Source organism: Methylobacterium crusticola, from assembly GCF_003574465.1.
GTDB classification, from domain to species: domain Bacteria; phylum Pseudomonadota; class Alphaproteobacteria; order Rhizobiales; family Beijerinckiaceae; genus Methylobacterium; species Methylobacterium crusticola.
The window spans coordinates 1-13,645 of sequence record NZ_QOWC01000105.1 but is presented as its reverse complement, the minus strand read 5'-3'; the positions used below and the strand labels follow the sequence as shown (position 1 = coordinate 13,645).

Genomic DNA, 13,645 nt, shown 5'->3' with positions numbered 1-13,645 from the left:
CCTGGTCGGAGTGCGGGAGGGAGCGGGGGTCAGCTGCCGCCGAGGTCGTGGGCGACCGGCAGGTAGTAGTCGGTCCAGGCCTTCGGCCTGGTGCGCAGGGTGCCGATCCGGCCGAGATGCTCGGCGAACTTCATCGTGCCCTGGGGCTGGAGGTTGAACTCCATCATGCCGGGCTCCCCGAGCCAGCCGAGCAGGTCCTCGACGCCCGCCTTGTCGCCGGTCACCTCGCGGTAGATCTCCACCGCCGCCCGGGTGTCCCGGCGGATGAAGTCCTGTGCCTCCTGCGAGGCGGCCCGCACGGCCTCCACGATCCTCGGGTTGGCCTCCGCGAACTTCGTGGTGGTGAAGAACTGGCCCTGCGTCAGCGGCCCGCCGATGATGTCGGGCGACTGCGCCACGACGTGGGCGCCCGGCACCGATTTCAGCTCGACGTACTGGAAGGGCGGCGCCGCGAAGTGCGTCTTGATCTCGTGGGTCGGGTTGAGCAGCGCGATGGCGGCGTCCGGGTGCCCGAGCTGCACCGTGTTGGCGTCGAGCCTGCCCGACTGGTCCGGGCCGTAGAGCTGGGCGGCGGCCATCTGGAGCAGGATCGCCTGGGTCGAGACCTTGACGGTCGGCACCGCGATCTTGTCGCCGGGTCCGATGTCCTTGAGGCTGCGGATCTTGGGGTCGCGGCTCACCAGGATGAGCGGCAGGGCCGAGGTCGCCACGATGCCCTTGACGCCGCCGCGGGTGCGGTCCCAGAGCAGCAGCAGGTTGCCGACCCCGGTGTTGACGATGTCGACGTTGCCGGCGAGCAGCGCGTCGGTCTGGTTGCCGCCGCCGCTGAAGGTGATCCACTTCGTCCTCACGCCCGGCACCCCGAGGCGCGCCGCGTGCTTCTCGATCAGCCCCTGCTTCTCGATGACGTGGGTCGGCAGGTAGATGATGCCCGGCTGGCGCGTGATCCCGATCTCGGATTTCTGCTGGGCCCGCGCGCTCCCGGCCGCGGCGAGGAGCCCGAGGGCGGCGAGCGCGCCCGCGCCGAGCCGGCGGGATGCGGCGCGCCCGCGGCGCGCGCCGGGCCCCCGGGCCGCGGCGAGCCTACTCCTCGCGGCGAGCCGCGCGGCGAGCTGGAACATGGGACGTTCTCCCGGTGCCGCGCGGCGGCCCTCTCGCGGCCGGATCTTCCGCCGGCCTGACGCCGCCACTAAAATGGTAATGTATTAGTATGTCAACCTCGATCCCGGTGTGCTAAGGCGGATCCGGGGCCGGCATCGGCCCCGGCGTTACCGAGTGCCCGCCATGAATGCCGTCTTCGCCGGCGCCCAGCGCCTCCGCGACCGCTCGCGGCACGCCGCGCCGCAGGTCTTCGACCTCATCCGGGAGAAGATCGTCGCCCTCGAGCTCGCGCCCGGCACCGTCCTGTCGCGCACCGAGCTCCAGGCGAGCTTCGGCCTCAGCGCCACGCCGATCCGCGACGCGCTCCTGCGGCTTCAGGAGGAGGGACTGGTCGACATCTTCCCTCAGGCGGCGACGGTGGTGAGCCGGATCGACCTCGCGGGGGCGCGCCAGGCCCAGTTCCTGCGCCGGGCCATCGAGCAGGAGGTGGTCCGCACCCTGGCGGCGCGGCCCGACCGGGCCCTGCTCGCGCGCCTGGGCGGCCTCGTCGCCGAGCAGGAGGCCTTCGCGGAGGCCGACGACTTCGCCCGGCTCGCGGCGAGCGACGAGGCCTTCCACCGCACCCTGTGCGAGGCGGCCGAGGTGCCGGACCTGTGGGACCTCATCCGCCGCGAGAGCGGCCACATCGACCGCCTGCGCCGCCTGCACCTGCCCGTCGCCGGCAAGGCGCGCCAGATCATCGCCGACCACCGCGGCATCGTGGCGGCCCTGGTCGAGGGCGCGCCCGAGCGCGCCCAGGAGCGGCTGCGCGACCACCTCTCGAAATCCATCGCGCTCGGCGACGAGATCCGGGCGCGCTGGCCGTCCTACTTCGCGTGAGCGGCGCGGGCGGCCCCCGGATCCCGGAGCCGCCCGCGCCGCTCACGCGATCCGCCGGCGGGCGCCGCGCCCGCCGCCCGTCCCGGACCCGGAGCCCGGCCCATGACCCCCGACGACACCCCCGGCCACGACACACCCGGCCATGACACACCCGGCCATGACACCTTCGACCCCGCCGCCGCCGCGGCGGCGCTCCTCGCCGCGCGCCGCACGGGCGCGCGGCTCGCGGCGCTGCCGGAACCCGGCCGCCCCGCCACGGAGGCCGAGGCCTACGCGGTCCAGGACGCCGTCGCGCGCCAACTCGGGCCGGTGGTGGCCTGGAAGGTCGGGGCGCCGAGCGCCACCGCCGCGCCGGCGCGGGCCCCGCTCCACGCCGACACGGTGTTCACGACCGGGACGCTGCCGGCCGCGATGTTCCACGTCATCGGGGCCGAGGCCGAGATCGGCTACCGGCTCGCCCGCGACCTGCCGCCCGGGAACGGTCCCTACGACCGCGAGGCGGTGCTCGCGGCCGTCGCCTCGATGCACCCGATGATCGAGATCGCCGACACCCGGTTCGCGACCTTCGGCACGGCGGACCCGTTCAGCCAGCGCGCCGACCAGCAGAACCACGGCGCCCTGGTGATCGGCCCGGCGCTCGCCGACTGGCGCGGGCTCGACCCCGTGCGCCTGCCGGTGCGGCTCGCCGTCGACGGCCGGGTCCTGCACGACACCGTCGGCGGCAACTCCGCGGTCGACCCGGTCCGGCTCCTCGTCTGGCTCGCCAACGAGGGCGCCCGCTCCCTCGGCGGCCTCAAGGCCGGGCAGGTCGTCACCACGGGCTCCTGCACCGGCACCGACTTCGTCACCGCCCCGGCCCGCATCGAGGCGGAGTTCCCGGGCCTCGGACGCCTCGCCCTCGCGATCGCCTGAGCGGCCGGCCCGCCCACATCGCCTGGCCGGCGCGAAGCCGAAGGATTCCCGGACCGCGTGAGGATCGCGCCCGAGACTTGCCCCGCCCGGGCCGGAGGACCATCCTGGGCCCGGTAGAGACGCCCGGGGAGGCGACCATGCGAGCGACCCTCATCGCGGCGGCCGTGCTGACGGCCGCGGCCCTCGCCGGCGCGGCCCTCGCCGCCGCGGCACCGGCCCGGGCCGAGGAGGAGGCGGCGTCGCTCGCCGCGCGGCGCGAGCTCCACGCGATCCCCTCCGTCACCCTGAGCGACGCGCAGTTCCTCAGGGGCGAGGAGGCAGGGACGCCCGTCACGGTCACGGGCGAGTTGCGCATCGCGCAGGGGACGGGGCGGCTGCCGGCGGTGGTGCTGGTGCACGGCTCCGGGGGCATGGGCCCCAACATCGAGGCGTGGGCGCGCGCGCTGAACCGCGCCGGCGTCTCGACCCTCGCGCTCGACGGCTTCACCGGGCGCGGCCTCACCGGCACGGCGACCGACCAGGCCCTCCTCGGCCGGCTCAACCTGATCCTCGACGCCTACCGGGCCCTCGAGGTCCTGGCGCGCCATCCCCGGGTCGATCCCGCCCGCATCGCCCTGATGGGGTTCTCCCGCGGCGGGCAGGCCGCGCTCTACGCCAGCCTCAGCCGCTTCCACCGCACCTGGAACCGGTCGGGCCTGACCTTCGCGGCCTACATCCCGTTCTACCCGGACTGCGCCACGACCTTCCTGGGCGACACCGAGGTGGAGGCCCGGCCGATCCGCATCCTCGGCGGCGCGGCGGACGACTACAACCCGGCGGCGCTCTGCGCGCCCTACGTCGAGCGCCTGCGCGGCGCGGGCCGCGACGTCGCCATGACGGTCTATCCGAACGCCGCCCACGGCTTCGACAACCCCCTCGGCGCGCGGCCGGCGGCGGTGTCGAGGGACGCCCAGACGGTGCGCCGCTGCTCGATCCGGGAGGAGCCCGGCGGCGTCCTCGTCAACGCCGCCACCGCGGCGCCCTTCACCTACCGGGACCCGTGCGTGGAGCGCGACCCGCATGTCGGGTACGACCCGGAGGCCACCGCCGCCGCCCGGGAGGCCGTGCGGGCGACGCTCGCGGGGGTGTTCGGGCCGGCGCGCTAGAGGCCGTCGCCACGGAGGCCGTCGCCACGGAGGTCGTCCCTCCCGTGGACGGCGGGGCGCGGGCCCCCCGCCGGCCTGCCGGCCCGGCGCCCCGCTACGTCGACACCGCGGCGTCGCCGAAGGCTTGCCTCCCGGACGGCTTGCCTCCCGGACGGCTTGCCTCCCGGACGGCTTGCCTCCCAGGCGACTTGCCTTCCGGACGACTTGCCTCGCCGGCCGAGATAGGCTGTGAGGAAGGGCGAACAGGGCCGGCCCGCACCGCACGAGCGACGGCGCGGCCGGCACCGGGAGGACACGAGAGATGAACCGATACGCCGCCGGCCTCTGCGGGGCCGCCCTCGCGCTCGCGGCCCTGTCCGGTCCCGCCGCGGCCCAGATCTCGGACGACGTCGTGCGGATCGGGGTCCTGACCGACCTCTCGGGGCCCTACGCCGACAGCGGCGGGCGCGGCTCGGTGGTGGCGGCCGAGATGGCGGCCCGGGATTTCGGCGGCGCCGTGAAGGGCAAGCCGGTCGAGATCGTCTCGGCCGACCACCAGAACAAGCCCGACGTCGCCTCCAGCATCGCCCGGCGCTGGTACGACGTCGACCGGGTCGACGCCATCGTCGACCTGCCGGTGACCGCGATCGCGCTCGCCGTCCAGGCGGTGTCCAAGGAGAAGCACCGCACGGTGATGATCACCGCGGCGGCGACCTCGGACCTCACGGCGAAGACCTGCTCGCCCACGAGCTCCCACTGGACCGACGACACCCACGCCCTCACGGCCGGCACCGCGCGGGCGGTGTTCGAGCGCGGCGGCAGGTCCTGGTACTTCATCACGGTCGACCACGCCTTCGGGCACGCGCTCCAGAAGGAGGCCACCGCGGTGGTCGAGTCCCTCGGCGGCCGGGTCGTGGGCACCTCGCGCCACCCGATCAATACCGCCGACTACTCCTCCTTCCTGCTCCAGGCCCAGAGCTCGGGCTCGGACGTCGTCGCCTTCGCGAGCGTGGGCGACGACTTCACCAAGGCGATCAAGCAGGCCAACGAGTTCGGCCTCACCCAGGGTCAGCAGACGCTCACCGGCTTCCTCGTCTACGTCACCGACATCAAGGGCCTCGGCCTGCCGGTGGCGCACGGCCTGACCTTCTCGTCCGCCTTCTACTGGGACCAGAGCGACGCGTCCCGGGCCTTCGCGAAGCGCTTCCAGGAGCGCACCGGCGCGATGCCGACGAAGAACCAGGCCCTGATCTACACGGCCGTCACCCACTACCTGAAGGCGATCGACCGGGCCGGCACCGACGAGGCGGCGGCGGCGAACCGGGCCATGCGGGAGATGCCGGTGGCGTTCTTCGACCGCCCCGCCACCCTGCGGGCGGACGGGCGCCTGCTCTACGACCCGACCCTCTACCGGGTGAAGACGGAGGCCGCCAGCAAGGGCCCGTGGGACCTCTACGAGGCGGTGCGCACCATCCCGCAGGGCGAGGCCTTCCTGCCCATGAACCCGGCCTGCGCCGCGGGCCAGAACGGGTGAGCGGCCCGAGCCGCGCCGACGCGGCGGCGCTCGCCCGCAGCGTCGACCTCCGGCGCCTGCCGGCGGGCTTCTGCGACGACCCCTACCCGGTCTACGCCGCCCTGCGCGAGCACGCGCCCGTCCACGTGTTCGGCGAGGGCCAGGTGCTGCTGACCCGCTACGCCGACCTGGAGCGGGTCTACAAGGACGCCGCCACCTTCAGCTCCGACAAGCAGGTGGAGTTCGGCGCCAAGTACGGGCCGTCGCCGCTCTACGACCACCACACCCGGAGCCTCGTCTTCAACGATCCCCCGCGCCACACCCGGGTCCGGCGCATCATCGCGGGCGCCCTCACCCCGCGGGCGATCGCCTCGATGGAGCCCGGCATCGTGGCCCTCGTGGACGGCCTCCTCGACGACGCGGAGGCCCGGGGCCGCCTCGACCTGATCGAGGATTTCGCCGCCGCGATCCCGGTCGAGGTCATCGGCAACCTGCTGGGCGTGCCGCGGGCCGAGCGCGGCCCCCTGCGGGACTGGTCCCTGGCGATCCTGGGGGCGTTGGAGCCGGTGCTCGACGCGGAGGCGGAGGCCGCCGGCAACCGCGCCGTGACGGAGTTCCTGGCCTACCTCGCGCGCCTCGTCGCCGACCGGCGCGCCCGCCCGGGCGACCCCGACAAGGACATCCTGACGCGGCTGATCCAGGGCGAGGTGGACGGCGACCGCCTCTCGCCGGACGAGCTCCTCCAGAACTGCATCTTCATCCTCAACGCCGGGCACGAGACGACCACCAACCTGATCGGCAACGGCCTGCACCTCCTGGCCGCCCGGCCCGAGGCGCGGGCGCGGCTCCTCGCCGAGCCGGACCTCGCCCGCAAGGCCGTGGAGGAGATCCTGCGCTTCGAGAGCTCGAACCAGCTCGGCAACCGCATCGCGGCGCGCCCCTTCGCCATGGGGGGCCGGGACTTCCCGGCGGGCACCCAGATCACGCTCTGCATCGGGGCGGCCAACCGGGACCCGGAGCACTTCCCCGATCCGGACCGCTTCGACGTCGGCCGCGACCCCAACCGCCACCTCGCCTTCGCGAGCGGCATCCACCAGTGCGTCGGCATGACCGTCGCCCGGCTGGAGGGCCGCATCGCCGTCGGGCGGTTTCTCGCGCGCTTCCCCGGCTACGCCCTCGACGGGCCGCCCGTGCGCTCGCAGCGGGTGCGCTTCCGCGGCTTCCTGCGGCTGCCGGCGCGGCTCGGCTGAGGCGGGGCGCCCGCCGCGGCCGCGCGGCGCGGCGGGGCGCGGCGAGAGTTGGGCCCCGGGCAGGATCCCCGCCGCCGCGTGCCGCGCTACATCCGGGTCCGAGAGGCGAGTCCTCACCGACGAGACGGGGATGTTGTGACGCGATGACGATGAACCGCCGCGCCTTCCTGGCCGCCAGCACCGCCGCGTGCCTCGCCGGCCCCGCGCCAGCCCGGGCCGACACGGCCCTCCTGCGCCGCCCGATCCCCTCCTCGGGCGAACACATTCCGGTGATCGGCATCGGCACCTCGCGGCGCTACAACGTCGAGCCGACGCCCGAGGCGGTGGCGCCCCTGCGCGAGGCGGTGGTGCGCTTCGCCGAGCTCGGCGGCACGGTGATCGACACCGCGCCGGATTACGGCCGGGCCGAGGAGGTGCTGGGCGGGATCCTCGCCGAGACGGCGCTGCGCGAGAAGATCTTCCTGTGCAGCAAGGTCGCGGCCGAGGGGCGCGAGGCCGGCGAGGCGCAGGTCGCGCAATCCTTCCGCCGGCTGCGCACGGACCGGATCGACCTGATCGCGGTCCACAACCTGATCGACACGGGCACGCAGCTCGCCCTGCTGCGGCGGCTCAAGGACGAGAAGCGCATCCGCTACCTCGGCGCCACCACCTGGGCCGAGCGCCAGTACGGCGACCTCGAGGCCCTGATGCGGGCCGAGCCCCTCGACGTGATCCAGGTGAACTACGCCATCGACGCCCGGCAGGCGGCGGAGCGCATCCTGCCCCTCGCCCGCGACCGCGGCATCGCCGTGATGATCAACGTGCCGTTCGGGCGCGAGCGCCTGTTCACCCTGGTGCGCGGGCGGGCGCTGCCGCCCTGGGCCGCGGAGTTCGACTGCGCGAGCTGGCCGCAATTCTTCCTGAAGTACGTGCTCGGTCACGAGGCCGTGACATGCCCGGTGCCGGGGATGGCGCAGCAGCGCTACGTGGAGGACAACCTGGGGGCGGCGCGGGGCCGCCTGCCGGACGCCGCGACCCGCCGCCGGATGGAGGAACTCATCGATGGCCTCTGATCACCGCGTACGCGCCACGCGCCGCGCCGTCCTCTGCCTCGCCCTCGGGGCCGCGCTCGCCGGCGGGCGGCCGGCCCTCGCCCAGGACCAGGGCGCGCCGGCGGCGGGCAAGCTCCGGATCGGCATCGTCGGGGCCGGCAACATCGGCGGCACCATCGGCGCGCTCTGGGTCAAGGCCGGGCATCCGGTCCTGTTCGCCTCGCGCCACCCGGAGGACCTCGCCCCCCTGGTCGAGAAGCTCGGGCCGCTGGCCCGGGCCGGCACCGTCGAGGAGGCCCTGGCCTTCGGCGACGCGGTCCTGCTCGCGGTGCCCTACAAGGCCTACCCGCAGGTCGGCCAGGGCTACCGCACCCTGCTCGAGGGCAAGATCGTGCTCGATGCCGGCAACGCCACCAAGGCTCGCGACGGGGATTTGGCGGCCGAGGCGGAGGCGAACGGAATCGGCGCCACCTCGGCGAAGTACCTCCCGGGGGCCAGGCTGGTGCGGGTGTTCAACGCCGCCGGCGCCCGGGTCTTCGGGCAGAACGCCCACCGCTCCGGCGCCCCGATGGCGGTGCCCCTCGCCGGGGACGACCCGAAGGCGGTCGGCGTGGCCGAGGTCCTCGTGCGCGACGCCGGCTTCGAGCCCGTGTTGGTCGGGGGCCTCGACGCGGCGCGCAGCTTCCAGATGGGCGGTCCCCAGTACGGGCGCGACGCCACCGGGGCGGAGGCGCGCAAGGCCTTCGGGCTCGCCCCGTGAGCGATACCGTCGACGCGGCGGCCGCCGCGGACGCGCCGCGGCGGGCCGGGCTCCGGGTGCCGGCCTGGCTGCGGCGCCTGACCGACGTGCGCCCCGAGGAGGTCCCGGCGCTCGGCTGGGCCTGGCTCTACATCTTCGCGATCCTGTCGTCCTACTACGTGATGCGGCCGATCCGCGACCAGATGGGGCTCGCCGGGGGGCTCGAGAACCTGCCCTGGCTGTTCACCGCCACCCTGGTGGGCATGCTCGCCCTCAACGTGCCGTTCGGCTGGCTCGTGCGCACGCTGCCGCGGGCCCGCTTCATCCCCCTCACCTACCGGTTCTTCGCCGCCAACATCCTGCTGTTCGCCCTCGTCCTGGCGTTCAGCGGCCCGGAGGCGACGGTCTGGATCGGCCGCGTCTTCTTCGTCTGGCTGTCGATCTTCAACCTGTTCGTGGTCTCGATCTTCTGGGCCACCATCGTGGACGTGTTCGACACCGAGCAGGGCAAGCGCCTGTTCGGCTTCATCGCGGCGGGCGCCACCCTCGGGGCGATCACGGGCTCGGCCTTCACGGCGGTGCTCGCCCGGGACGTCGCCACCTCGGTGCTGCTCGTCGGGGCCGCCCTGCTCCTCGAGCTCGCGGTGTTCAGCATGCGGGGCCTCGCCCGCCTGTCGGACGCGCTCACCCGCGGGCCGGGCGCGGCCACGCAGGCCATCGGCGGCAGCCCGCTCGCCGGCATCAGCCGCTCGCTGCGCTCGCCCTACCTCCTCAACATCAGCCTGTTCCTGCTGCTGTTCTCCATCACCTCGACCTTCCTGTACTTCGAGCAGGCGGGCATCGCCAAGCGCAGCTTCCCGGACCGCGGCAGCCAGACGGCGTTCTTCGCCAGCGTCGATCTCGCGGTGAACGTGCTGACCCTCGGGGTCCAGCTCTTCCTCACCGGCCGCATCGTGCGGCGGCTCGGCGTCGGCATGACCCTGGCGATCCTGCCGCTCGTCAGCGCGGTCGGGTTCGGGCTGCTCGCGCTCTCGCCGACGATCGCCAGCGTGGTGGTGTTTGGGGTGCTGCGCCGGGCCGGCAACTTCGCCATCGCGCGGCCGGTCCGGGAGGTGCTGTTCACCGTGCTGCCGCGGGAGGACCGCTACAAGGCGAAGAGCTTCATCGACACGGTGGTGTACCGCCTGGGCGACCAGGTCGGCGCCTGGTCGTTCTCCCTCGTGGGCGCGTTCGGGCTCGGGGCGACGGCCCTGTCCCTCGTCGCGGTGCCGCTCTCCCTCGCCTGGCTGCTGAACGGCCTCTGGCTCGGGCGCCGCCAGGAGGCCATGGCGGAGGCGCGGGCGGAGACGGCCGCGGCGGACCGGGCCGCCGAGGCGGCGCCCGGCCCCGCACCTGCGCGCTCGCCGGCGGTTCCCTGAGCGAGGAGACACCCGATTGCCCCCACCGAGCGAACGCGGCCTACGCCAGGCCATCGTGGAGGCCTGCCGGAGCATGAGCGCCCTCGGCCTCAACCAGGGCACCGCCGGCAACGTCTCGGCGCGCTGGGGCGACCGCCTCCTGATCACGCCGTCCGGCCTGCCCTACGGGCAGATGGAGGCGGCCGACATCGTGGATCTCGGGTTCGACGGGCGCACGGACCACCCGCTCGCCCCCTCCTCCGAGTGGCGCTTCCACCGGGACATCCTGCGCGAGCGGCCGGACGTCGAGGCGGTCGTCCACGCCCACCCGACCTACTGCACCGCCTTCGCGATGTGCCGCAGGGAGATCCCGGCGGCGCACTACATGATCGCGGCGGCGGGCGGGCCCACGGTGCGCTGCGGCGACTACGCGCTGTTCGGCACGGAGGCGCTGTCGCGCCACGCGCTCGCGGCGCTCGAGGGCCGGACCTGCTGCCTGCTTGCCAACCACGGCATGATCGCCACGGGCCCGAGCCTCGACAGGGCGCTCTGGCTCGCCGTCGAACTGGAGACGCTCTGCCGGCAATACGCCGTCGCGCTCCAGGTCGGCACGCCGGTCATCCTGTCGGACGCCGAGGTCGCGGAGGCGCTGGAGCGGTTCAAGTCCTACGGGCCACGGCCGAAGCCGGGCTGAAGGGCGCGCGGCCGTCCCGGCCCCGCGCCCCTCCGGCAGGGCCGGGCGGCCCGGGGGTCCCCTACAGGTCCATCTTCATGGCTTCCGGGTAGTAGCGGAAGCCGCCCTTGCCGTCCGCCGCGACGTGGCCGATGCCCGGCCAGGCGAAGTGGTAGGCGAGGACCGGGATGCGGTTCTGCGCCAGCATGGTCAGCATCCGGACCCGGGACTGGGCCGATTGCTTCGGGTCCGTGTCGTAGGCGAACTCGGTCAGCGGCTTCTCCATCAGGAGCACCGGATGGTGCGTGAGGTCGCCGATGTAGCAGAGGTTCTCCTTGCCGGCGGTGATCATGAAGATCGAGTGCCCGACCGTGTGGCCCGGGGCCGCGAGGGCCTGGATGCCCGGCAGGAACTCCTGGCCGTCCTTGTAGAACACCATCCGGTCGCGGTTCGGCAGCAGGTTCTTGCGCGCCGTGTCGAGGAACGCGCCGAAGGCCTGCGGCACCTTGGTGGGGTCGGTCCAGAAGTCGAAATCGGCCTGCGAGATGTAGTACTGCGCGTTCGGGAAGTTGCGGCTGCCGTCGTCGGCCATGCAGCCGCCGCAATGGTCGACGTGGGCGTGGCTCATGACCACGGCGTCGATGTCCTTCGGGTCGATGCCGGCCTGCTTCATCGTGGCGAGCAGCTTGCCGGTGGTGGGCCCGAACAGCTTGAGCGAGCCCATCCCGGTGTCGAACAGCACCAGCCGGTTGCCGGTGTTGAGGATCAGGATGTTCTGCTCGAGCACGGCGTTCGAGAGCGGCAGGAAGTTCGACGTGAGCTGCGCGTCCATCTCGGCCGGGCTGAGGCCGAGGAAGTTCGTGTGGGGATCGCCGAGCGGGAGCGTGCCGTCCGACACGATCGTCGCCTCGCCGTCGCCGAGGGGAAAGCGGTAGAAGTAGGGGCTCTGCGCCTTCAGCAGCGCCGCCTTGGCGCGGGCCCGCGTCGGGGTGCCGGCCGCGACCGCCATGGCGGCCGCGCCGAGCACGAGGCTGCGCCGGCCCGGATTCTCCAACCCGTTCGTCATGGTTTCCTCCACCGATTCCTTGTGCGCCGCGCGGGCCCTGACCTCGCGGGATGCGCGGCGGGATGCGGGGCCGGAACCTTTGCAGCGCCGTTGTCGGACAGGGCTCGCGGATTGTCAAACTCGCCCGCGGCCTCGAGAAGCCCCTGTGCTGGAGACCGTCAATATTGATCGAACGCTTCCAAGTCGTGGCCTGAGTCGTCGCATGACGAGCCGTCCGCGGGGCGCCTGCGCCGGCCGGGCCGGGCGGCGGCCCGGAGCCAGCACAGCGCGCCGCGCGCGGCCGCCCCCCCGCGGCCGGACGGCGCGCGCCGCGCGGGGAGCCGGGCATCGCCTTGGCGGCCGGGCGTTGACAGGCTTCCGAGCCCCTTCCTACACCCGGAGCGTCAGCACGGGAGGAGTGGCGCGATGCCGGACCACGATCACGATTACGACCTCGTGGTGCGCGGGGCCACGCTCGCCAGCGCGGCCGAGGTGTTCGAGGCCGACCTCGGGATCCGCGACGGCGTCATCGCGGCACTCGGCCGGAGCCTGCGGCGGGGCCGGGAGGAGATCGACGCCAAGGGGCTGATCGTGACGCCCGGCGGCCTCGACCCGCACTGCCACATCGAGGAGCCCTCCGAGGGCGGGGGCGTGCAGGAGGAGAGCTTCGCCTCGGGCTCCGCCGCCGCGCTCGCCGGGGGCACCACCTCGTTCCTGTGCTTCGTGCCGCAGTGGAAGGGGCACCCGATCGCCGCGACGGCACCGGGCTACGAGGCGCGCGCCAGGGCCTCCCTCGCCGATTACGGCTTCCACCAGATCATCACCGACCCGACGCCCGCCGTGCTCGAGGAGGAGGTGCCGGCGCTGGTGGCCCGCGGCATCCGCAGCCTCAAGGTCTTCCTGACCTACGATCCCCTGCGCCTCACCGACGGGCAGTTCCTCGAGGTGCTGGCCACCGCCCGGCGCCTCGGCGCCTTCGTGACGGTGCATTGCGAGAACTACGACGCCATCGGCTGGCGCATCCGGGCGCTCCTCGACGCCGGCCTCACCGACCCGCTCCAGCACGCCTGGGCCCGCCCCCCGGTGGTGGAGCGGGAGGCGACGCACCGCGCCATCGCGCTCGCCGAGCTCGTCGACCAGCCGATCCAGGTGTTCCACGTCTCCTGCGACGAGGCCGCCGAGGAGATCGCCCGGGCCCGGGCCCGCGGCGTGAAGGTCTGGGGCGAGACCTGCCCGCAATACCTGACCCTCTCCACCGACGATCTCGCCAAGCCGAACTTCGAGGGCGCCAAGGTGGTGTGCTCGCCGGCTTTGCGGGGCCCGGGCGAGCCCGAGCGGATCTGGGCCCGGCTGCGGGACGGCACCCTGGACGTGGTCTCGTCCGACCATTGCGGCTTCTCCTTCGCTACCGCCAAGCGCGACCCGGGCAGCAGCGGCTACGGCCAGGGCGGCGCCCTCGCCCGCCCGGACGGGATGCCGGCCTTCAACGCGATCCCGAACGGCGTCCCGGGCATCGAGACCCGGATGCCGGTGCTGTTCTCCGAGGGCGTCTCGGCCGGGCGCATCGACCTGCCGGCCTTCGTGCGGCTGACCTCCGCCAACGCCGCGCGCCTGTTCGGGCTCGCCGGCCGCAAGGGCAGCCTCGCGCCCGGAGCCGACGCCGACCTCGTGCTGTGGAACCCCGACGCCGAGCGCACGGTCACCAACGCCGACCTCCACCACGCCATCGACTACACGCCCTGGGAGGGGAGGCGCCTGAAGGGCGTCCCGGTGGCGACGATCCGCCGGGGCGAGGTCGCGGTGCGCGAGGGCCGCGTGCTGGCGAGCCCCGGCTCGGGCCGGTTCCTCGCCCGCGGGCCCTACGCGCTCGCGCGCCCGAGCGGCCGGGTGCCGGACGGCTTCGACGCGGCGGCCCGGCGCTGAGCCGCCCGGGGCTCGCCGCGGGCTGAGGAAGCGGCCCCCGGCGGGAACCGCCGCGGGC

General features: G+C 74.1%; 12 protein-coding genes. 10 read left to right on the top strand and 2 right to left on the bottom strand.

The window, feature by feature from the left end; translation table 11 throughout:
- Positions 1-29: 29 nt before the first annotated feature.
- The gene (locus tag DT057_RS22705) at positions 30-1,121 is read right to left on the bottom strand and encodes an ABC transporter substrate-binding protein (RefSeq protein WP_128564380.1); all 1,092 of its coding nucleotides are present in this window, start codon (positions 1,119-1,121) and stop codon (positions 30-32) included.
- A 163-nt stretch (positions 1,122-1,284) separates the two neighbouring features.
- Here DT057_RS22705 and DT057_RS22700 point away from each other — a divergent pair, with 163 nt between their 5' ends.
- The 9 genes from DT057_RS22700 to DT057_RS22660 all read left to right on the top strand — a co-directional run bounded on the left by DT057_RS22700 (position 1,285) and on the right by DT057_RS22660 (position 10,640).
- Positions 1,285-1,980: a GntR family transcriptional regulator gene (locus DT057_RS22700; RefSeq protein WP_128564379.1), complete on the top strand. Its 696-nt coding sequence runs from the start codon at positions 1,285-1,287 to the stop codon at positions 1,978-1,980.
- Positions 1,981-2,082: 102 nt separating this feature from the next.
- Positions 2,083-2,892 (top strand): 2-keto-4-pentenoate hydratase, encoded by an 810-nt coding sequence (locus DT057_RS22695; RefSeq protein WP_128564378.1) that lies wholly within the window; start codon positions 2,083-2,085, stop codon positions 2,890-2,892.
- Between the two features lie 137 nt (positions 2,893-3,029).
- Positions 3,030-4,037: a dienelactone hydrolase family protein gene (locus DT057_RS22690; protein WP_128564377.1), complete on the top strand. Its 1,008-nt coding sequence runs from the start codon at positions 3,030-3,032 to the stop codon at positions 4,035-4,037.
- A gap of 301 nt (positions 4,038-4,338) precedes the next feature.
- Positions 4,339-5,550: an ABC transporter substrate-binding protein gene (locus DT057_RS22685; RefSeq protein WP_128564376.1), complete on the top strand. Its 1,212-nt coding sequence runs from the start codon at positions 4,339-4,341 to the stop codon at positions 5,548-5,550.
- Entirely contained in the window at positions 5,547-6,779 is a 1,233-nt protein-coding gene (locus DT057_RS22680; protein ID WP_128564375.1) for a cytochrome P450, read from the top strand. The genes DT057_RS22685 and DT057_RS22680 overlap by 4 nt, the downstream gene beginning before the upstream one ends.
- 143 nt (positions 6,780-6,922) lie before the next feature.
- The gene (locus DT057_RS22675) at positions 6,923-7,831 is read left to right on the top strand and encodes an aldo/keto reductase (protein WP_128564374.1); all 909 of its coding nucleotides are present in this window, start codon (positions 6,923-6,925) and stop codon (positions 7,829-7,831) included.
- Positions 7,821-8,570 carry an NADPH-dependent F420 reductase gene (locus tag DT057_RS22670; protein ID WP_128564373.1) on the top strand — a complete coding sequence of 250 codons (750 nt, stop codon included), beginning with the start codon at positions 7,821-7,823 and terminating at the stop codon, positions 8,568-8,570. The genes DT057_RS22675 and DT057_RS22670 overlap by 11 nt, the downstream gene beginning before the upstream one ends.
- A complete protein-coding gene (locus DT057_RS22665; RefSeq protein ID WP_407068080.1) occupies positions 8,567-9,967 on the top strand; it encodes an NTP/NDP exchange transporter in 1,401 nt (466 codons plus the stop codon). The genes DT057_RS22670 and DT057_RS22665 overlap by 4 nt, the downstream gene beginning before the upstream one ends.
- Positions 9,968-10,040: 73 nt before the next feature.
- The gene (locus DT057_RS22660) at positions 10,041-10,640 is read left to right on the top strand and encodes a class II aldolase/adducin family protein (RefSeq protein ID WP_128564396.1); all 600 of its coding nucleotides are present in this window, start codon (positions 10,041-10,043) and stop codon (positions 10,638-10,640) included.
- Positions 10,641-10,701: 61 nt separating this feature from the next.
- Here DT057_RS22660 and DT057_RS22655 read toward each other — a convergent pair whose 3' ends face one another.
- A complete protein-coding gene (locus DT057_RS22655) occupies positions 10,702-11,685 on the bottom strand; it encodes an MBL fold metallo-hydrolase (protein WP_128564372.1) in 984 nt (327 codons plus the stop codon).
- A gap of 405 nt (positions 11,686-12,090) precedes the next feature.
- Here DT057_RS22655 and hydA point away from each other — a divergent pair, with 405 nt between their 5' ends.
- Complete coding sequence (gene hydA / locus DT057_RS22650; RefSeq protein WP_128564371.1) at positions 12,091-13,587, top strand: dihydropyrimidinase; 1,497 nt, start codon at positions 12,091-12,093, stop codon at positions 13,585-13,587.
- The last annotated feature ends 58 nt before the right edge of the window (positions 13,588-13,645 follow it).

Excerpts from the sequence above, each read along its gene's own strand:
- DT057_RS22705 (WP_128564380.1), bottom strand. The coding sequence starts at position 1,121 with ATGTTCCAGCTCGCCGCGCGGCTCGCCGCGAGGAGTAGGCTCGCCGCG.
- DT057_RS22700 (WP_128564379.1), top strand. The coding sequence starts at position 1,285 with ATGAATGCCGTCTTCGCCGGCGCCCAGCGCCTCCGCGACCGCTCGCGG.
- DT057_RS22695 (WP_128564378.1), top strand. The coding sequence starts at position 2,083 with ATGACCCCCGACGACACCCCCGGCCACGACACACCCGGCCATGACACA.
- DT057_RS22690 (WP_128564377.1), top strand. The coding sequence starts at position 3,030 with ATGCGAGCGACCCTCATCGCGGCGGCCGTGCTGACGGCCGCGGCCCTC.
- DT057_RS22685 (WP_128564376.1), top strand. The coding sequence starts at position 4,339 with ATGAACCGATACGCCGCCGGCCTCTGCGGGGCCGCCCTCGCGCTCGCG.
- DT057_RS22675 (WP_128564374.1), top strand. The coding sequence starts at position 6,923 with ATGACGATGAACCGCCGCGCCTTCCTGGCCGCCAGCACCGCCGCGTGC.
- DT057_RS22670 (WP_128564373.1), top strand. The coding sequence starts at position 7,821 with ATGGCCTCTGATCACCGCGTACGCGCCACGCGCCGCGCCGTCCTCTGC.
- DT057_RS22660 (WP_128564396.1), top strand. The coding sequence starts at position 10,041 with ATGAGCGCCCTCGGCCTCAACCAGGGCACCGCCGGCAACGTCTCGGCG.
- DT057_RS22655 (WP_128564372.1), bottom strand. The coding sequence starts at position 11,685 with ATGACGAACGGGTTGGAGAATCCGGGCCGGCGCAGCCTCGTGCTCGGC.
- hydA (WP_128564371.1), top strand. The coding sequence starts at position 12,091 with ATGCCGGACCACGATCACGATTACGACCTCGTGGTGCGCGGGGCCACG.